Below are 15,590 nucleotides of genomic sequence, written 5' to 3'. Positions count from 1 at the left end.
AACCCGGCGGGAACGGCAGGAGGCCGAGATCGGTGAGTAAACGGCTTCAAAACGGTGTTTACTGCCCCCGAACCGACGCCTCCGGGGGGAGAAAGTATATCAGTAACCGACCCTTCCTTTCCAATAGCGACACTCGATTCTATGAGCAACGAGAAGGACACGAACGACCCGACGGCCGACGACCCCGACGAACCGCCCCACGGCGGCGTCGACGACTCGAGTCCGGCGGGGAACGGCGAGGACGCCGCGCACGGCGACCCCGAGCCCGACGACGGTCCGGCGAACGAGCCCCACGTCGACGACGCCGCGGACTCCGACGGGGAGTCGGCCGCGGACCCCGACGAGGAGTCGGCCGCGGACCCCGACGACGGGGACGACCCCTGGGACGACGGGATCGTCGTCGACGACGGCGGGGTCGACGAGACCGAGGTCGTCGGGGAGGGTCCCGACGGCGGCCGGAACGGCGATACCGCCGGTCCGGTCGACGACGGCGGGATCGACGAGCTCGGCAGCACCGTTGAGGTCGAGGGCGCCGAGATAGAGGAGGACCCGGACGAGGACGACCTCCTCGGCGGGCTCAAGATCGACACGACCGCCGAACTCGAGATCCCCGACCGGCTCGTCGACCAGGTCATCGGGCAGGAACACGCCCGCGACGTGATCATCAAGGCGGCCAAGCAGCGCCGCCACGTGATGATGATCGGCTCGCCCGGGACCGGGAAGTCGATGCTCGCGAAGGCGATGTCCGAACTCCTCCCCAAAGAGGAGCTTCAGGATGTCCTGGTGTATCACAACCCCGACGACGGCAACAAGCCGAAGATCCGGACCGTGCCGGCCGGCAAGGGCGACCAGATCGTCGAGGCGCACCGCGAGGAGGCGCGCAAGCGCAACCAGATGCGATCGCTGCTGATGTGGATCATCATCGCCGTCGTGCTGGGCTACGCGCTCATCATCGTCGGCCAGATCCTCGTCGGCATCATCGCGGCCGGCGTGGTGTACCTCGTCTTCCGGTACCTCAACCGCGGGTCCGACGCGATGATCCCGAACCTGCTGGTGAACAACGGCGACACGAAGACGGCGCCGTTCCGCGACGCGACCGGCGCGCACGCCGGTGCGCTGCTCGGTGACGTCCGGCACGACCCGTTCCAGTCCGGCGGGATGGAGACGCCCAGCCACGACCGCGTCGAGGCGGGCGCCATCCACAAGGCGAACAAGGGCGTGCTGTTCATCGACGAGATCAACACGCTCGACATCCGCAGCCAGCAGCACCTCATGACGGCGATCCAGGAGGGCGAGTTCTCGATCACGGGCCAGTCCGAGCGCTCCTCGGGCGCGATGGTCCAGACCGAGCCCGTCCCGACCGACTTCGTCATGATCGCGGCCGGGAACCTCGACGCGATGGAGAACATGCACCCGGCGCTGCGCAGCCGTATCAAGGGGTACGGCTACGAGGTGTACATGGAGGACACCATCGAGGACACCCCGGAGATGCGCCGGAAGTACGTCCGGTTCATCGCCCAGGAGGTCGCGAAGGACGGCCGCCTGCCCGAGTTCTCCGCGGAGGCCGTCGAGGAGATCATCCTCGAGGCCAAACGGCGCTCGGGCCGGAAGGGCCACCTCACGCTGAAGATGCGGAACCTCGGCGGGATGGTCCGCGTCGCGGGCGACATCGCCCGCGGCGAGGACGCGGACATCACGACCCGCGAGCACGTCCTTCAGGCGAAGGGCCGCTCCCGGTCCATCGAACAGCAGCTCGCGGACGACTACATCGAGCGCCGGAAGGACTACGAGCTCCAGGTCTCCGACGGCTACGTCGCCGGTCGCGTCAACGGCCTCGCCGTGATGGGCGAGGACTCCGGGATCATGCTCCCGGTGATGGCCGAGGTGACGCCGACCCAGAGCGGCGGGCAGGTGATCGCCACCGGTCAGCTCAAGGAGATGGCCGAGGAGTCGGTTCAGAACGTCTCGGCGATCATCAAGAAGTTCTCCGACGAGAACATCTCGGAGAAGGACATCCACATCCAGTTCATCCAGACGGGCCAGCAGGGCGTCGACGGCGACTCCGCGTCGATCACGGTCGCGACCGCCGTCATCTCCGCGCTGGAGAACGTCGGGGTCGACCAGAGCCTCGCGATGACCGGCTCGCTGTCGGTCCGCGGCGACGTGCTCCCCGTCGGCGGGGTCACCCACAAGATCGAAGCGGCCGCGAAGGCCGGCTGCGACCGGGTAATCATCCCCGCGGCCAACGAGCAGGACGTGATGATCGAAGACGAATACGAGGAGATGATCGAGGTTATCCCGGTCTCGCACATCAGCGAGGTCCTCGACATCGCCCTCGAGGGCGAGACCGAGAAGGACTCGCTCGTCTCCCGGCTGAAGTCGATCACGGGGTCGACGCTGAAGGACGGCAACGTCTCCGGTCCGTCCAGCCCGAGTCCGCAGTAGACGGCGTCGCCGCCTCTCTGTGATTTCTCACTTTCCCCGGTTCTCGAGCGGCCGCTTCGCCGTTATCGCTCAGATCCGCCCTCCCTATTTTTTATTCCGGGGGCGTCTACGGCGGGTGATGAGCGGGAAACCGACCGTCGGAGAGTATATGACCCGCGAGGTGGAGACGGTCAGTCCGGACGAGACGGTGGCGGCCGTCGCGCGCCGCATGGCCGACAGCGACGGACACAACGGGTTCCCCGTCACCCAGGGCCGGACCGTCGAGGGGTTCGTCTCGGCCGGGGACCTGCTGCTCGCGGACGACGAGGCCCCCGTGTTCACGGTGATGACGGAGGACCTGATCGTCGCACACCCCGATATGAGGGTGACCGACGCGGCGCGAGTGATCTTACGCTCCGGCATCCAACGGCTCCCGGTCGTCGACGACGCCGACAACCTCGTCGGGATCATCTCGAACACCGACGTGGTCCGCTCGCAGATCGAGCGCGCCACGCCGGGCAAGGTCGGGAAGCTGATGCGGACGCTCTCGCAGATCCACGGCGTCGAGCTCGACGAGGTGCGCCGCGAGGTCGCCATCGCGGACCTGACGCCGACGCAGGCCCGCGTGTACGCCGACGAACTCGAGGGCCGACAGTACGAGCTCGAACACGGGCTCGCCGAGCCGCTCGTCGTCATCGACAACGGCGGCACCCTCTATCTCGCCGACGGCCACCACCGCGCCATGGCCGCCCGCGAGGCCGGCATCGAGGCGATGGACGCGTACGTGATCGTCCCGCAGACGCCGGTCGACCTCGGAATGGCGAAGACCGCGGAGAAGGAGGGGCTCCGCGTCGTCGACGACATCGAAGTCGTCGACTACGCGCGCCATCCGCTCGTGGAGACGACGAAGCGGCTCCAATAGGCTGCGACGACGCGTATCCGCCGCGTCCGTACGCCGATCCGGTCGACCGAACCAATTCGTGGCTTTCGCAGACACATTTTTATGAACAGACAAGAAGTGGGGAGTATGGGATCCCGAATCCGAAACGCGGTTAACAGGGCGAAGTACGCGGCCGTCGGCGCCGCGGTGGGCGCCGCGGTCGGCGGGCTGTGGAGCCGGAACGCGGCCAGCACCGGCGGCGCGCTGGGCGGGTTGGCCGGGGCGACGCTCGCCGAACTGAAGTCCGGCGCCGACGGCCTGTTCGCGGACGGGGCCGACGCGGACGCCGATGACGACGGGGGAGCCGAGGCCGACGCGGCGGCTTGACATCCTCCCCGCGCTGAAACGCGAGGCTTTCGCCTCGAATTTTCCGTAATCGGTCCGACGGGACGGCCGGTCCGCGAAGCGGATAGCCCGCGGGCGCGTCGGGAACGTCACCACGAGCCGGGCGAGCAGCGGCGGCAACGAGCGAGGCCTCCGGCGGCGGGGTCGGTCGGCTCGAACCGCCGGCGAGCGACGCGACCGGCGGGCGACACGGCTTCCGGAGGGGACGAAGCGGCAAGCGCGCCGGTCACCTCGTGGAGTGTGACGCCGCCGTGGGCGCCGTCCGGCGGTAGATTGATAATGCTGGTGTCGGGACGAGTGTCACATGACAACAGGGGATAGTTTGGTCGAACTCGACGAGGTGACGAAGCGGTTCGGTGATCTCACCGCGGTCGACGGCATTGACTTCTCCGTCCGAAAGGGCGAGTTCTTCACCCTGGTGGGCCCGTCCGGTTGCGGGAAGACGACGACGCTCCGGATGATCTGCGGCTTCGAACACCCGACGGAAGGCGAGGTTCGGATCGAGGGCCGGTCGATGGGATCGGTTCCGCCGGAGGCCCGGGACACCAACCTCGTGTTCCAGCAGCTCTCGCTTTTCCCCCACATGACCGTGGGTGAGAACGTGGGGTACGGACTCGCCAAGGCGGGCGTCGAGGCGAACGAGCGGTCGGAGCGCGTCTCCGAATACCTCGATCTCGTCGACCTCGGCGGGTTCGAGGACCGCAACCCGGGGGAGCTCTCAGGGGGCCAACAACAGCGCGTCGCACTCGCTCGCGCGCTGGTCAACGAGCCGGCGGTGCTGCTGCTCGACGAGCCGCTCTCCAGTCTCGACCGGAAGCTCCGGAAGCAGATGCAGGTCGAACTCCGGCGGATCCACAAGCAGACGCAGGGCGGGTTCTTCTACGTGACCCACGACCAGGAGGTCGCGATGACGCTCAGCGACCGGATCGCGGTGATGAACGACGGCCACATCGAACAGATCGGCCCGCCGGAGCAGATCTACCGCGAGCCGGCGTCCGAGTTCGTCGCTGACTTCATCGGTGACACGAACCTCATCACGGCGCAGATCGTCGAGCGGAACGGAACGACGGTCGCAGAGATCGGCGGTGAGGGGGGTTTCAGCGTACCGGTAGAGGACCGGGCCGGCGAGGTCACCATCTCGATCCGACCGGAGGATTTCACCATCGCGACGGGTGACGACATCCTGCGCGGCGTCGTCGTCGAGCGGTACTTCCAGGGAGACCAGACGAACTACGTCGTCGACCCAAACGAGGATATCGACGAACTTCAGGTGGTCATTCAGGGACGCGAGTCGTCGGTCGACACCGGCGACGACGTCGCGCTGGGCGTGGTCGACGGCGCGCCGACCGTCTTCTGATCACCGTCTTCTGACCGCCGGGGTACGGCGGTTCGCCTCGTCGTGCGTTCGTACGCGGGTGGTTCGCGGTCTCGAAACGCCCCTCGAAACGGTCCCCCCGGTCGGGAGCTACTCCTCGTCGGCGACCGTTCCGGCGACGTAGCCGGTCACGTTGCCGACGTTCATCGCGACCGCCAACGCGACCGCGACGCCGAACACGATGAGCGCGGAGACGGCGTTGAGCTCCGGCGCGTCGAGCTGTCGGATCCGGCTGAACATCCAAATCGTTAACACGTCCGTGTTGGGACCGGTGAGGAACAGGGCCCGGATGTAGTCCTCGAACGACCGGATCCACGCGAACAGGAAGCCCGCTCCGACGGCCGGAGCGATCACGGGGAGCGTGACGTCTCTGAACACCGTGATCGGGTCCGCACCGAGGTCTCTGGCCGCTTCCTCCAACGACTCGTCGAAGGTATACAGCCGAGCCGAGACGATGAGGAGCACGAACGGAAGCCCGTACAACGAGTGGGCCAACACCACGGTCGTGAACCCGGGGAGGATGCCGAGCAGGTTCTGAAAGTAGATCCGGAGCGCCACGCCGAGGATGATACCCGGGATCACCATGGGAATAATTCCGAAGGTCCGGTACATTTCCCGGAGGCGGAACCGGTAGCGCGTCAGCGCGAAGCTCGCCAGCACGCCGAGTATCGTCGCGATCGACGCCGCCACCGTCGCGATCGTGAAACTCCCGGCGAGCGACGAGCGCATCGAATCGCTGCTGATAGCCAGCCGGAAGTTGTCGAGGGTGAACCCCTCGAACGGGAAGATAGTCACGGCGTTCTCCGCGAACGCGAGGAAGATGATGATCGCGAGGGGAACCCACAAGAAGAGGAGCAACAGCCCGGACACGACGTACAGCGAGGTGCTGAGTAGCTTCTCTACCTGCTGGTGGCCGACGAGCCGGGTCGGCTCCGTCGTTTCGTTCGACTCGGCGGTCTCGGTCGCCATCTCAGGCACCCCCCAGTTCCTCGATGCTCACGTACCGGAAGGCGAGGACCATCGCGCCGATGATCGAGACGAGTACGAACATCGACGCCGCGCTCGCGTATCCGATCGAGTACGTCCCGGCGACCCGGTTTTCGATGAGCATCCCGATCATCTGGATTTTCCCCTGACCGAGGAACGTCGGCGTGATGAACGCGCCGACGCTCGGGACGAAGACGAAGAGGCTCCCGCCGATGATCCCGGGGAGCGTGAGCGGGATCACGTGGTCACGGAACACCTCGACCCGCGACGCCCCCAGGTCGCGGGCGGCCTCGATGATCGAGAAGTCGAGACCGTCGAGGCTCGCGTACAGCGTCAACAGCATGTACGGGAAGTACGCGTGCGTGAGTCCGACGATGATGGCCGGGATGCCGTAGTTGAATATCGCCAGCGGGGCGTCGATCAGCCCCCAGTTCATAAGCGTGCTGTTGATCACGCCGCCCGGGCCGAACATCAGGACCCACGAGTACGCCCGCACGAGGTACATCGTGAAGAACGGCAAGAGGACGAAGAAGATGACGACTTTGAACAGCCGTCCCCCGTTCCGCGCGAGCAGGTACGCCAGCGGGAACGCGAGCGCCAAACACAGCACCGTGGTCACGGTGGCGATGACGTACGAGAGCCACAGCGCCGTGACGAACGGGGTGTTCCATATCGCGCCCCCGCCGTCGAAAAGCGACCGGTAGTTGCTCAGCGTCGGCTCGTAGATTATCTGATACGTCAGCGAGCTGACTTCGAAGAAGCTCACGGCGATCATGAACGCCAGCGGCGCGACGAGCAGCGTGAGTATCCACGCCGCGCTGGGGCCGACCGTGACGCCGAGCCGACTGCGCGGTCCGCTCAACAGCCGCACCGCTCTCGCCCGCCTGCTCTCGTCCGGCTGGTCGGTCGACATCTATGCCGCCTTGACCTCTTCCCACGTGGAGAGGTACGCCTCCTCGACGTCGGAGGCGATGTCCTTGAGCGAGTACATCCCTTCGAGACGCGAGGGATCGATCCGCCCGTACAGTTCGTTCTGTTCCTCGGTCAGTTCGTCCGCCACGTTGGGGTTCGTGCTCGGCGAGAAGCCCGCCTCGGCGAGGGCCGCGCCGTTCTCGGGCGTGATGAACTCGTTCACGACCTCCCACGCGGTCTCTTGGTTGTCCGAGGCGGCCGAGACGACCGCGGTCTCGTACCACGCCAGCGCGCCCTCTCTGGGAGCGACGAACTCCACCCAGTCGTCGCCCTCGCTCCGCATCTGGACGGTCTCGTTGCGCCCGCTGTGTCCGACGAGGAAGTTACCCTGCCGGAACTCCTGAATGAAGGTCGGGTCGGGGGCGATGTACCCCTGTAGTCGCGACTTCTGGTCGATGAGCACCTCCTGGATCTCCGTGAGCTGCTCCTCCGTGAACGTCATCCGCGCGCCGGACATGGCGTCGTCCATGCCGAGGTACAGCGCCGCCGCGGGGATCGTCTTCGCCGCCTCGTTGTACATGATGATCTCGCCGTCGAGGTCGGCGTCGACGTAGTCCTCCTCGAACAGGATGTTGTAGCTCGGCTCGTGGTCCGGAACGCTCCGGGAGTCGTAGGAGTAGCCGTACCAACCGAAGCGGATCGGAACCCCGTAGGCGTCTCCGCCCTCCGTGAACTGTTCGTCGACGAACGTCTGGAACCGGTCGTACATCGAGTCGAAGTTCGTCACCACGTCGCGGTTCACGGGTGCGACGAGGCCGGCGTCCATGAACCGCGGAACGAGGTTGTTGTTGGGGACGGCGATGTCGTACTGCGCGTCTTGGCCGGCGCTCCACTGCGAGAACATCTCCGTCGACGACGTCGAGGGAGTGATGTTGAGTTCCACCCCGTCGAGCGTGGACTCGATGTTCTCTTGCATCTCGGCGTACTCCTCCCACGTGATGATGTTGATCGTGGTCGTCCCGTCGCCGCCCATGCTACCGCCGTTGCTACCGTTGCCACCGCCGCCACCGCTGCCACCGCCGCCACCGCCGCTACAGCCGGCGAGTGCGACCGCACCGGCCGCACCGGCACCGGCGATGTACTGACGACGACTCACGCTCCTGTTCGATCGTGCCGAGTCCTCGTGACTCGTTGGCATACGCCGTATGTACGAAGTGGAGTAAATAAATATTCCCCACGTAATACATATACAGAGTTATTTAATTTATCTGCTGTTATTGGGGTGTATCCGTGCTTTCGACGCGCTGCGGGGCGATTCGTCCGTGAACCGGTGTTACGGCCCAGCGCTCGTCGCGCGGATGGCTTCGGGAACGCCTATACGGGCGGGGAGAGTAACGGCTCGTCATGAGCGAAGACGTGGCGCCGGACTCGCCGCCCGACGTCGGTAGTGCGGGCTGGTTCGCTGTCGCGGTCGCCGGTGCGGACGACGACGCCGCGGCGCGCCGCGACCGAATCCTGACCGGGAGCGCCGCGTCGCCCGCCGACTGGCCCGCGCGCGCCGTCGAGGCCGGATTCACCGGCGACGCGGACGAGTACTACGACCGGCTCAAGGCCGCGACGACGCGCGCCACCCGCGAGGCGGTCCGCGAGCGGGAGCGCGCGGACGACGCGCAGCTGATCCACGCGATTCGAGCCATGGACGACGCCGAGCGGACCGCTAACGAGCTGGCCGAGCGCGCCGTCGAGTGGGCGGGGAGCCTCTTCGACGACGTCGACCCCGGCGTCGAGGGCGCCCGAGCCGTCGCGGCGCGCGAGCCCGAGGGCGAGGTCGAGCGACGGGCCGTCTCCCTCGCCGAGCGCGCGGCCGAACTCGACGACGAGCGGGCGGCGCTCGCGGAGACGATCGGCCGGATCGCGCCCGCGGTCGCGCCGAACCTCACCGAGATGGCCGGGCCGGAACTCGCCGCGCGGCTGATCGCGCTCGCGGGCGGGCTGGAGCCGCTCGCGAAGAAGCCGTCGGGCACGGTTCAGGTGCTCGGCGCCGAGGACGCGCTGTTCGCGCACCTCTCCGGACGAGCGCCCTCGCCGAAACACGGGATCATCTACACGCACGAGTTCGTCCGCGGGACGCGGCCCGAAGACCGGGGGTCCGCGGCGCGCGCGCTCGCCGGGAAGCTCGCGCTCGGCGCGCGTGCGGACCACTACGCCGGCGAGCGCCGGGAGCGACTCCACGACGACCTCCGCGAGCGGATGGCGACCATTCGGGCGCGGGCGGACGGCGAGGGGGACGCGGGCGAGGCGGAAGACGGAGAGACGGAGGACGGGGGGGCCGCCGATGAGTGAGTCCGCCCTTCCCGACGGGGTCGAACGTCGCCAGATCGAGGGCGGGCGGCGGTTAGCGACCCGGGGCGAGCCCGTCTACGGCGAGCCGACCGCGGACGGCTGGCGCGCGTGGGACCCCGAGCGGTCGAAGCTCGGCGGGATGCTTGAACTCGGGGTTGAGACGGGGCTTACGGGCGGCGAGACGGTCCTCTACCTCGGCGCCGCGAGCGGCACCACGGTCAGCCACGTGGCCGACTTCGCGGGCCCGACCTACGCGGTCGAGTTCGCGCCCCGGCCGGCGAGGGACCTGCTCGACGCCGCGGCGCCGCGCGACCGCCTGTTCCCGCTGCTCAAGGACGCGCGGAAGCCGGAGACGTACGCGCACGTCGTCGAGGCCGACGTGGACGCGATCGTTCAGGACGTGGCCACGCGCGGCCAGGCCGAGGTGGCCGTGCGCAACGCGCAGTTCCTGGCGGACGACGGGCGGCTGCTGCTCGCGGTCAAGGCGCGCAGCGAGGACGTGACGGTGGATCCGGAGACCGTGTTCGAGGGCGCGCTCGGCCGCCTCCGAGAGGCGTACGAGATTCTGGAGACGCGGCGGCTCGACCGGTTCCACGAGGACCACCTCGGCGTCGTGGCGACGCCGAAGTGATCACTCATCGGGGTCGAAGCGGTCCTCGATCCGGCAGTCGAAGTGGTCCGCGAGGCCGAAGGCGAGCTCCAGCGAGGGGTCGTACCGCTCGCGTTCGATGGCGTTGATCGTCTGGCGAGTGACGCCGACCGCGGCGGCGAGGTCGGCCTGGCTCTCGCCGGTCTCGGCGCGTCTGTCTGAGACGTCGTTTCTCATATGCGCCGCTTGTAGTAGAGGACTGACGCGCCGAACGCGACGAAGCCCCCGAAGAGGGTCCAGGTCGCGCCGTAGAACTCGCCCGGAAGCGTGACGACGCCGCTCCCCTGTAGCGCGAGCCCGCCGGGCGTCCCGAGGACGGACACGTACGCGAAGCCGTTCATCGTGTTCTGGCTCGCCTTGCGCTCGATGGTGGTGTCGCGCTCGTCGTACAGTTCGACGGGGCTGAACCGCTGGACGAGCCCCAGCCCGAGGCCGCCGGCCCAGTACAGGGCGACGCCGAGGACGAAGCGGTCGAGGGCGATACCGATCCACAGCGCGAGGACGCCGGCGCCGAGCGGGCCGTACGCGATGCGTTCGTAGCGTTTCCGTGAGGAGGGCCGAGTCGTCGCGGAGGTGGTGTGTTCGCTTATGCTGGGGGTAAAGCGAGCGGGAACTGTGTGTAACGCTCGCTTTACAGTAACGGACACTGTACGTTAGAAACTAAGACCGTCGCCGTCGAAGACGACTCTGGTCCGCGACGGAAGAGACGGTCTTACGCACCGTCTCCGCCGTTTCACCACGACGGCGGCGAGAAGCCGGCGTCTTCGAGGATCGGCTTCCAGCGCTGCTGGACCGAGAGCCGCGAGACGTCCATCGCGTCCGCGACCGCGGACTGCGACCGCTCCTCGCCCCGGATCAGGCCGGCGGCGTAGAGGCTGGCGGCGGCCGCGACGCGCTTGCCGCGGTCGTCGTCGGGCGCGCGGGAGAGGAAGAGGTCGACCGCGGTCGAGCGGGTCTCCTCGTCGAGGTCGAGGGAGACGCACGCCTCCTCGAGCAGCTCGATCCACGCCTCGTTGTCGACCCGGTCGCTCGCCCGGTACACGCGCCGAGGTAGTCGCGGGGGATATATAAACGGCCGCGTCGGCCGGCCGCGCTCCGCCCGCGGTCGCCGTCCCGAGGTTTCTGACGTCCGCCGGCCTCAAGTTGACCGCACGCGTATCGCGCGTATGTCGACACAGCAGTGGGACGAGACGCGGGTCCGGGCGCTTCACGACGACCTCGTCGAGCTGTACGAGCCGGTCGACCGCGTCGCCGAGCACGGCGCGGACCCGACCGCGGAGCCGGGCGAGGGCGTCCGCCAGCTGGTGACGACGATCCTCTCGCAGAACGTCGCCGACGAGAACACGCGGCGCGCATCGGAGGCGCTGTTCGACCGCTACGACGACTTCGCGGCGATAGAGGCGGCCGACCACGAGGAGCTGAAGGAGACGATCCGCGTGGCGGGCCTCCCCGATCAGAAGGCAGCCCGGATCCGGCGCGCGCTGACCGCGATCCGCGAGGAGACCGGCGGCGCGTACTCGCTGGCGTTCCTCGACGCGATGGCCACCGACGACGCGAAGGCGTGGCTCACGGAGATCAAAGGCGTCGGCCCGAAGACCGCCAGCGTCGTGTTGAACTTCCACTTCGGGAAGCCGACGATGGCGGTCGACACCCACGTCGAGCGCGTCTCGAAGCGGTTCGGGCTGGTGCCGGAGTCGGCGTCGAACGAGCGTGCGCACGAGGTGTTGGACGAGCAGGTGCCCGACGAACTGATCTATCCGCTTCACGTGTTGTTGATTCGGCACGGCCGCGAGCACTGCTCCGCTCGGGGCGCCGACTGCGACAACCCCGTCTGTGACGAGTACTGCGACTGCGAGTACTGCTGAGACGGTGGGGCGGGGTCAGTTGGTAGTGGTTTATAAGTGAACGGTGACGCCCGCTTGGTAGCGAACACGTCCAAAGCCCCGGCCGCGAGGGCTCGATGCGCTCGCTGCGGTCCTCGTCGCTCACTCCGTTCTCTCCTGCGGTCTCGCCGGCGGCTCCGCCGCCGGCTGTCCGAGAGACCTTTGATCTCTCGCTACTTGCGTCGCGCGTCTTCGCCCTCGCGGCCGCCCCTTTGAGTCCCACCCCGCACGGCACCGCAACCGCACCTCACACCTCCCCAGCCTCGTCGGCCGCCCTTCGCTTCGCTCTGGGCGGCCGACTCCCTCGCGCGTGCGACTCGCGCCCTGCGGGCGCTCGTCGGCACGCGCCATCGTATTTATAAATCGCATCGCCGCTGGTGGTTCGTCAGGTTCTTGACTCGGTTTCGCGTATTCGGGGTTGCGCGCGGGTTGCCGAGCCAGGCCAAAGGCGTAGCGCTTAGGACGCTATCCCGTAGGGGTCCGCCGGTTCGAATCCGGTCCCGCGCACTGAACGGAAGCCGACGAGCAAAGCGAGTCGGCTGGAGTGAGGGAGCAGGAGCGGATTTGTAACCCAGCGAGAAAGCGCAGCGAACGGAGTGAGCGAGCATTTCTCGCCTCGGTTCGAATCCGGTCCCGCGCACTCCCTTTACAGGTAGAAGCGACGCCGAGTCGCGACTACTCCGCGTCGGCGTCCGACACCCGCACCACCTGCTTGCCGATGTTGTCGCCGGAGAACAGGCCGAGGAAGGCGTCGGGCGCGTTCTCCAACCCCTCCACGACCGTCTCGCGGTGTTCGAGGTCGCCGCTCGCGACCCACCGGCCCAGCCGCTCGCTCGCCTCGCCGAACCGGGTCGCGAAGTCGCTGACGAGCAGGCCCTCGACCTTGGCCCGCACCGGAATCAGCTGCGGGAGCTTCCGCGGGCCGGTCGGGGTCTCCTCGTCGTTGTAGTGGGCGATCTGGCCGCAGACCGCGACGCGCGCGTCGAGGTTCAGCGTCGTGAAGACGGCGTCCGTGATCGGGCCGCCGACGTTGTCGAAGTACACGTCGACGCCGTCGGGCGCCGCCTCGTCGAGCTCGGCGCGGTAGTCGTCCGCGGTCTTGTAGTTGATCGCGGCGTCGAAGCCGAGGTCGTCGGTGAGCCAGTCGGTCTTCTCGTCGCTGCCCGCGAAGCCGACCACGCGACAGCCGTTCCGCACCGCGATCTGGCCGACCACCGAGCCGACCGCGCCGGCCGCGCCGGAGACGACGACCGTGTCGCCGGGCTTCGGCTCGCCGACCTCCAGCAGTCCGAAGTACGCGGTCCGCCCGGGCATGCCGAGGACGCCGAGGTACGCCTCGGGGGGCGCGACAGCCGGGTCGACGGGCGCGACGTCGTCGGCGTCGAGCGTCGCGTAGTCGGCCCAGCGCCCCTCGCCGGTCACGAGGTCGCCCGCGTCGTACGCGTCGCTCGCGCTCTCGACCACCTCGCCGACGACCCCGCCCCTGAGCGCGTCGCCCACGTCCCACGGCTCCGCGTAGGACTCGGCGTCGCGCATCCGGCCGCGCATGTACGGGTCGACCGAGAGGAACCGGACGCGGACGAGGAGTTCGCCGGGGTCGGGGGCGGGGACCTCGGCCTCGCGCAGTTCGAAGCTGTCCTGATCGGGCTCGCCGGTCGGCCGCTCGGCGAGAAGCCACTCGCGGTTGGTGTTCGTCACGGTCCCCGTTTGTGGATGGACCGCAATAGGGTTTGGACCCCAGCAGCCGTCGTGGGGATCCGGAACCCGCGGCCGGCGCGACGATAGCGGCCCCGCGAGGGCTCCCCGTCGCGCAGCGGGATCGACACGCGACCGCCGGGCCGCCCGCCGACGGAACGACTCACGTGACGGAGCGCCTCACGCGACAGCGACGCCGTTGCGGGTGAGGTAGTCGCTGGCGGCCTTGATCTCGACCGGGCTGCCGATGATCCGGTACCGGTCGTCGGTCTCGACGACGGTGACGGTGAAGCGGGCTTCGAGGGGCTCCCGGTGCCCGTCGAGCGCGCGGCGCGGGAGGACGATCTGCGTACTGTCGCGAAGGCTCGACGGATCTGGCATTCGGCGTGTCAGAGGATTATTCGTCTCCGATATAACCGTGTCGAAGTATCGGCGGACCAACCACTCGTTCGGCGCGAACCGCCGATTCGCGCGGAGCTGTCGGCCGATTCGATCCCCGCCGACGGGCCGGCGATCCGAAGGAACACCTTTAACGAGCCGACCGGCCGAGGGTGTGGTAATGGGACTGGAGGAGGAGATCGAAGACCTCCGCGAGGAGATCGCCGAGACGCCCTATAACAAGTCGACGGAGGCTCACATCGGGCGCCTGAAGGCGAAACTCGCCGAGAAGAAGGAGAAGCTGGAGAACCAGTCCTCCGCCGGCGGCGGTCACGGCTACGCGGTCGAGAAGCACGGGGACGCCACGGTCGCGTTGGTCGGGTTCCCCAGCGTCGGCAAGTCCACCCTCATCAACGCCCTCACCAACGCCGACAGCGAGGTGGGCTCCTACGAGTTCACCACCCTCGACGTCAACCCCGGCATGCTACAGTACCGCGGCGCGAACATCCAGATCCTCGACGTGCCGGGGCTGATCGAGGGCGCCGCGGGCGGTCGTGGCGGCGGCAAGGAGGTGCTCTCGGTCGTCCGGACCGCGGACCTCGTGGTGTTCATGCTCTCCGTCTTCGAGATCGAGCAGTACGACCGCCTCCGCGAGGAGCTGTACGCGACCAACATCCGCCTCGACACCGATCCCCCGAACATCAACATCCGGAAGACGCACAAGGACGGGCTCGGCGTGACGATGAGCGACGACGTGAGCCTCGACGAGGAGACGGTCAAGCAGGTCCTCCGCGAGTACGGCTACGTCAACGCGAAGGTGACGATCCCGCACGACCTCACCATCGACGAGCTGGTCGACGCCGTGATGGACAACCGCGAGTACCTCCCCTCGATGGTCACCGTCAACAAGGCGGACCTCATCGACAAGAGCTACCTCCCGACGGTGAAAGCGGAGTTGCGCGAGCGGGACCTGGACCCCGACGACGTGCTCTTCATCTCCGCCGAGAAGGAACTCGGCCTCGACGGGCTCAAGGAGCGGCTCTGGGAGGAGCTGGGCGTTATTCGCATCTACATGGACAAGCCCGGTCGCGGCGTCGACTACGAGGAGCCGCTAATTTTGTTCGAGGGCGACACGGTCGGCGACGCCTGTACGAAGATCGGCGGCGAGTTCGACGAGCGCTTCAAATTTGCGCGGGTGTCGGGCGACAGCGCGAAACACGACGACCAACAGGTCGGGAAGGGCCACGAGTTGGCTGATGAAGACGTGTTGCGGATCGTCGCGCGGAAGTGAATTTCTAAACCCGCGTCGGGTGAAGATACCTCCAAAGCCTCAGGCGCGAGGGCCTTCAAAAGACGTGTCCGTCCGCTTCGCCGTGCGGGCTGCGACGCTCGTGGTCTCGCTCGTTTTCGCTGCGGGGCTCGCGCGGCTTGCTGTCGCCCGAAAATCTCCGATTTTCGGGATATCGTCAGAACTCCTCGGCTCCTGACTGCTAGCCGGAAGTCTGTGACTCCCGGCGGTGACGAGAGAGCGAAGCTCTCTCGAACCACGCTCCTCGCTCGCCGCGTCCAGCGAGGGACCGAAGGTCCCGCTGGCAGCCGGCGCCTAGCGCCGGCGACAGCGAGGCGCGACGCGCCTCTGGCAGTCGGGCGAAGCCCGAC

General features: G+C 67.8%; 16 protein-coding genes and 1 tRNA gene. 9 read left to right on the top strand and 8 right to left on the bottom strand.

What is annotated here, in order from left to right; translation table 11 throughout:
- Positions 1-141: 141 nt before the first annotated feature.
- The 4 genes from lonB to EXE45_RS11185 all read left to right on the top strand — a co-directional run bounded on the left by lonB (position 142) and on the right by EXE45_RS11185 (position 5,066).
- The gene (gene lonB / locus EXE45_RS11200) at positions 142-2,445 is read left to right on the top strand and encodes an ATP-dependent protease LonB (protein WP_137694395.1); all 2,304 of its coding nucleotides are present in this window, start codon (positions 142-144) and stop codon (positions 2,443-2,445) included.
- Between the two features lie 118 nt (positions 2,446-2,563).
- On the top strand, positions 2,564-3,346 hold the full coding sequence (locus EXE45_RS11195; RefSeq protein ID WP_137694394.1) for a CBS domain-containing protein: 783 nt from the start codon (positions 2,564-2,566) through the stop codon (positions 3,344-3,346).
- 105 nt (positions 3,347-3,451) lie between these two features.
- A complete protein-coding gene (locus EXE45_RS11190) occupies positions 3,452-3,691 on the top strand; it encodes a glycine zipper domain-containing protein (protein ID WP_092924371.1) in 240 nt (79 codons plus the stop codon).
- Positions 3,692-4,013: 322 nt separating this feature from the next.
- The gene (locus tag EXE45_RS11185; RefSeq protein WP_137694393.1) at positions 4,014-5,066 is read left to right on the top strand and encodes an ABC transporter ATP-binding protein; all 1,053 of its coding nucleotides are present in this window, start codon (positions 4,014-4,016) and stop codon (positions 5,064-5,066) included.
- Between the two features lie 108 nt (positions 5,067-5,174).
- Here EXE45_RS11185 and EXE45_RS11180 read toward each other — a convergent pair whose 3' ends face one another.
- Genes EXE45_RS11180 through EXE45_RS11170 form a run of 3 tightly spaced genes read right to left on the bottom strand, consistent with a single transcriptional unit; the run spans position 5,175 to position 8,181 of the window.
- Positions 5,175-6,053: an ABC transporter permease gene (locus EXE45_RS11180; RefSeq protein ID WP_137694392.1), complete on the bottom strand. Its 879-nt coding sequence runs from the start codon at positions 6,051-6,053 to the stop codon at positions 5,175-5,177.
- Between the two features lies 1 nt (position 6,054).
- Positions 6,055-6,984 (bottom strand): ABC transporter permease, encoded by a 930-nt coding sequence (locus EXE45_RS11175; RefSeq protein ID WP_137694391.1) that lies wholly within the window; start codon positions 6,982-6,984, stop codon positions 6,055-6,057.
- Positions 6,985-8,181, bottom strand: a complete 1,197-nt coding sequence (locus EXE45_RS11170; RefSeq protein ID WP_092924360.1) for a PotD/PotF family extracellular solute-binding protein — start codon at positions 8,179-8,181, stop codon at positions 6,985-6,987.
- 206 nt (positions 8,182-8,387) lie between these two features.
- Between EXE45_RS11170 and EXE45_RS11165 the strand changes: the two genes are divergently transcribed.
- Complete coding sequence (locus tag EXE45_RS11165) at positions 8,388-9,326, top strand: NOP5/NOP56 family protein (RefSeq protein WP_092924357.1); 939 nt, start codon at positions 8,388-8,390, stop codon at positions 9,324-9,326.
- Positions 9,319-9,957 carry a fibrillarin-like rRNA/tRNA 2'-O-methyltransferase gene (locus tag EXE45_RS11160; protein ID WP_137694390.1) on the top strand — a complete coding sequence of 213 codons (639 nt, stop codon included), beginning with the start codon at positions 9,319-9,321 and terminating at the stop codon, positions 9,955-9,957. Before EXE45_RS11165 ends, EXE45_RS11160 begins: the two co-directional genes overlap by 8 nt.
- Here the strand turns inward: EXE45_RS11160 and EXE45_RS11155 are convergent, their stop codons facing one another.
- From EXE45_RS11155 to EXE45_RS11145, 3 genes are all read right to left on the bottom strand, one after another.
- Positions 9,958-10,152 carry a helix-turn-helix transcriptional regulator gene (locus tag EXE45_RS11155; protein ID WP_137694389.1) on the bottom strand — a complete coding sequence of 65 codons (195 nt, stop codon included), beginning with the start codon at positions 10,150-10,152 and terminating at the stop codon, positions 9,958-9,960.
- Positions 10,149-10,565: a DUF2178 domain-containing protein gene (locus EXE45_RS11150; protein WP_137694413.1), complete on the bottom strand. Its 417-nt coding sequence runs from the start codon at positions 10,563-10,565 to the stop codon at positions 10,149-10,151. Before EXE45_RS11150 ends, EXE45_RS11155 begins: the two co-directional genes overlap by 4 nt.
- A gap of 143 nt (positions 10,566-10,708) precedes the next feature.
- On the bottom strand, positions 10,709-11,017 hold the full coding sequence (locus tag EXE45_RS11145; protein ID WP_092924352.1) for a cyclin: 309 nt from the start codon (positions 11,015-11,017) through the stop codon (positions 10,709-10,711).
- A 124-nt stretch (positions 11,018-11,141) separates the two neighbouring features.
- On the opposite strand from EXE45_RS11145, the gene nth reads away from it, so the two are divergent.
- Both nth and EXE45_RS11135 read left to right on the top strand, forming a co-directional pair.
- Positions 11,142-11,840 (top strand): endonuclease III, encoded by a 699-nt coding sequence (gene nth, locus EXE45_RS11140; RefSeq protein ID WP_092924349.1) that lies wholly within the window; start codon positions 11,142-11,144, stop codon positions 11,838-11,840.
- Between the two features lie 440 nt (positions 11,841-12,280).
- Positions 12,281-12,365: transfer RNA gene (locus EXE45_RS11135), tRNA-Leu, on the top strand.
- A 168-nt stretch (positions 12,366-12,533) separates the two neighbouring features.
- Here EXE45_RS11135 and EXE45_RS11130 read toward each other — a convergent pair.
- Complete coding sequence (locus tag EXE45_RS11130) at positions 12,534-13,556, bottom strand: NADP-dependent oxidoreductase (protein ID WP_092924392.1); 1,023 nt, start codon at positions 13,554-13,556, stop codon at positions 12,534-12,536.
- Positions 13,557-13,733: 177 nt separating this feature from the next.
- Complete coding sequence (locus EXE45_RS11125) at positions 13,734-13,934, bottom strand: hypothetical protein (RefSeq protein ID WP_092924389.1); 201 nt, start codon at positions 13,932-13,934, stop codon at positions 13,734-13,736.
- Positions 13,935-14,112: 178 nt separating this feature from the next.
- Here EXE45_RS11125 and EXE45_RS11120 point away from each other — a divergent pair, with 178 nt between their 5' ends.
- On the top strand, positions 14,113-15,222 hold the full coding sequence (locus EXE45_RS11120; RefSeq protein WP_092924386.1) for a GTP-binding protein: 1,110 nt from the start codon (positions 14,113-14,115) through the stop codon (positions 15,220-15,222).
- The last annotated feature ends 368 nt before the right edge of the window (positions 15,223-15,590 follow it).

Source organism: Halorubrum sp. SP9 (assembly GCF_005435015.1).
Taxonomy (GTDB): domain Archaea; phylum Halobacteriota; class Halobacteria; order Halobacteriales; family Haloferacaceae; genus Halorubrum; species Halorubrum sodomense.
This window is presented reverse-complemented; position numbering and strand designations above follow the sequence as displayed.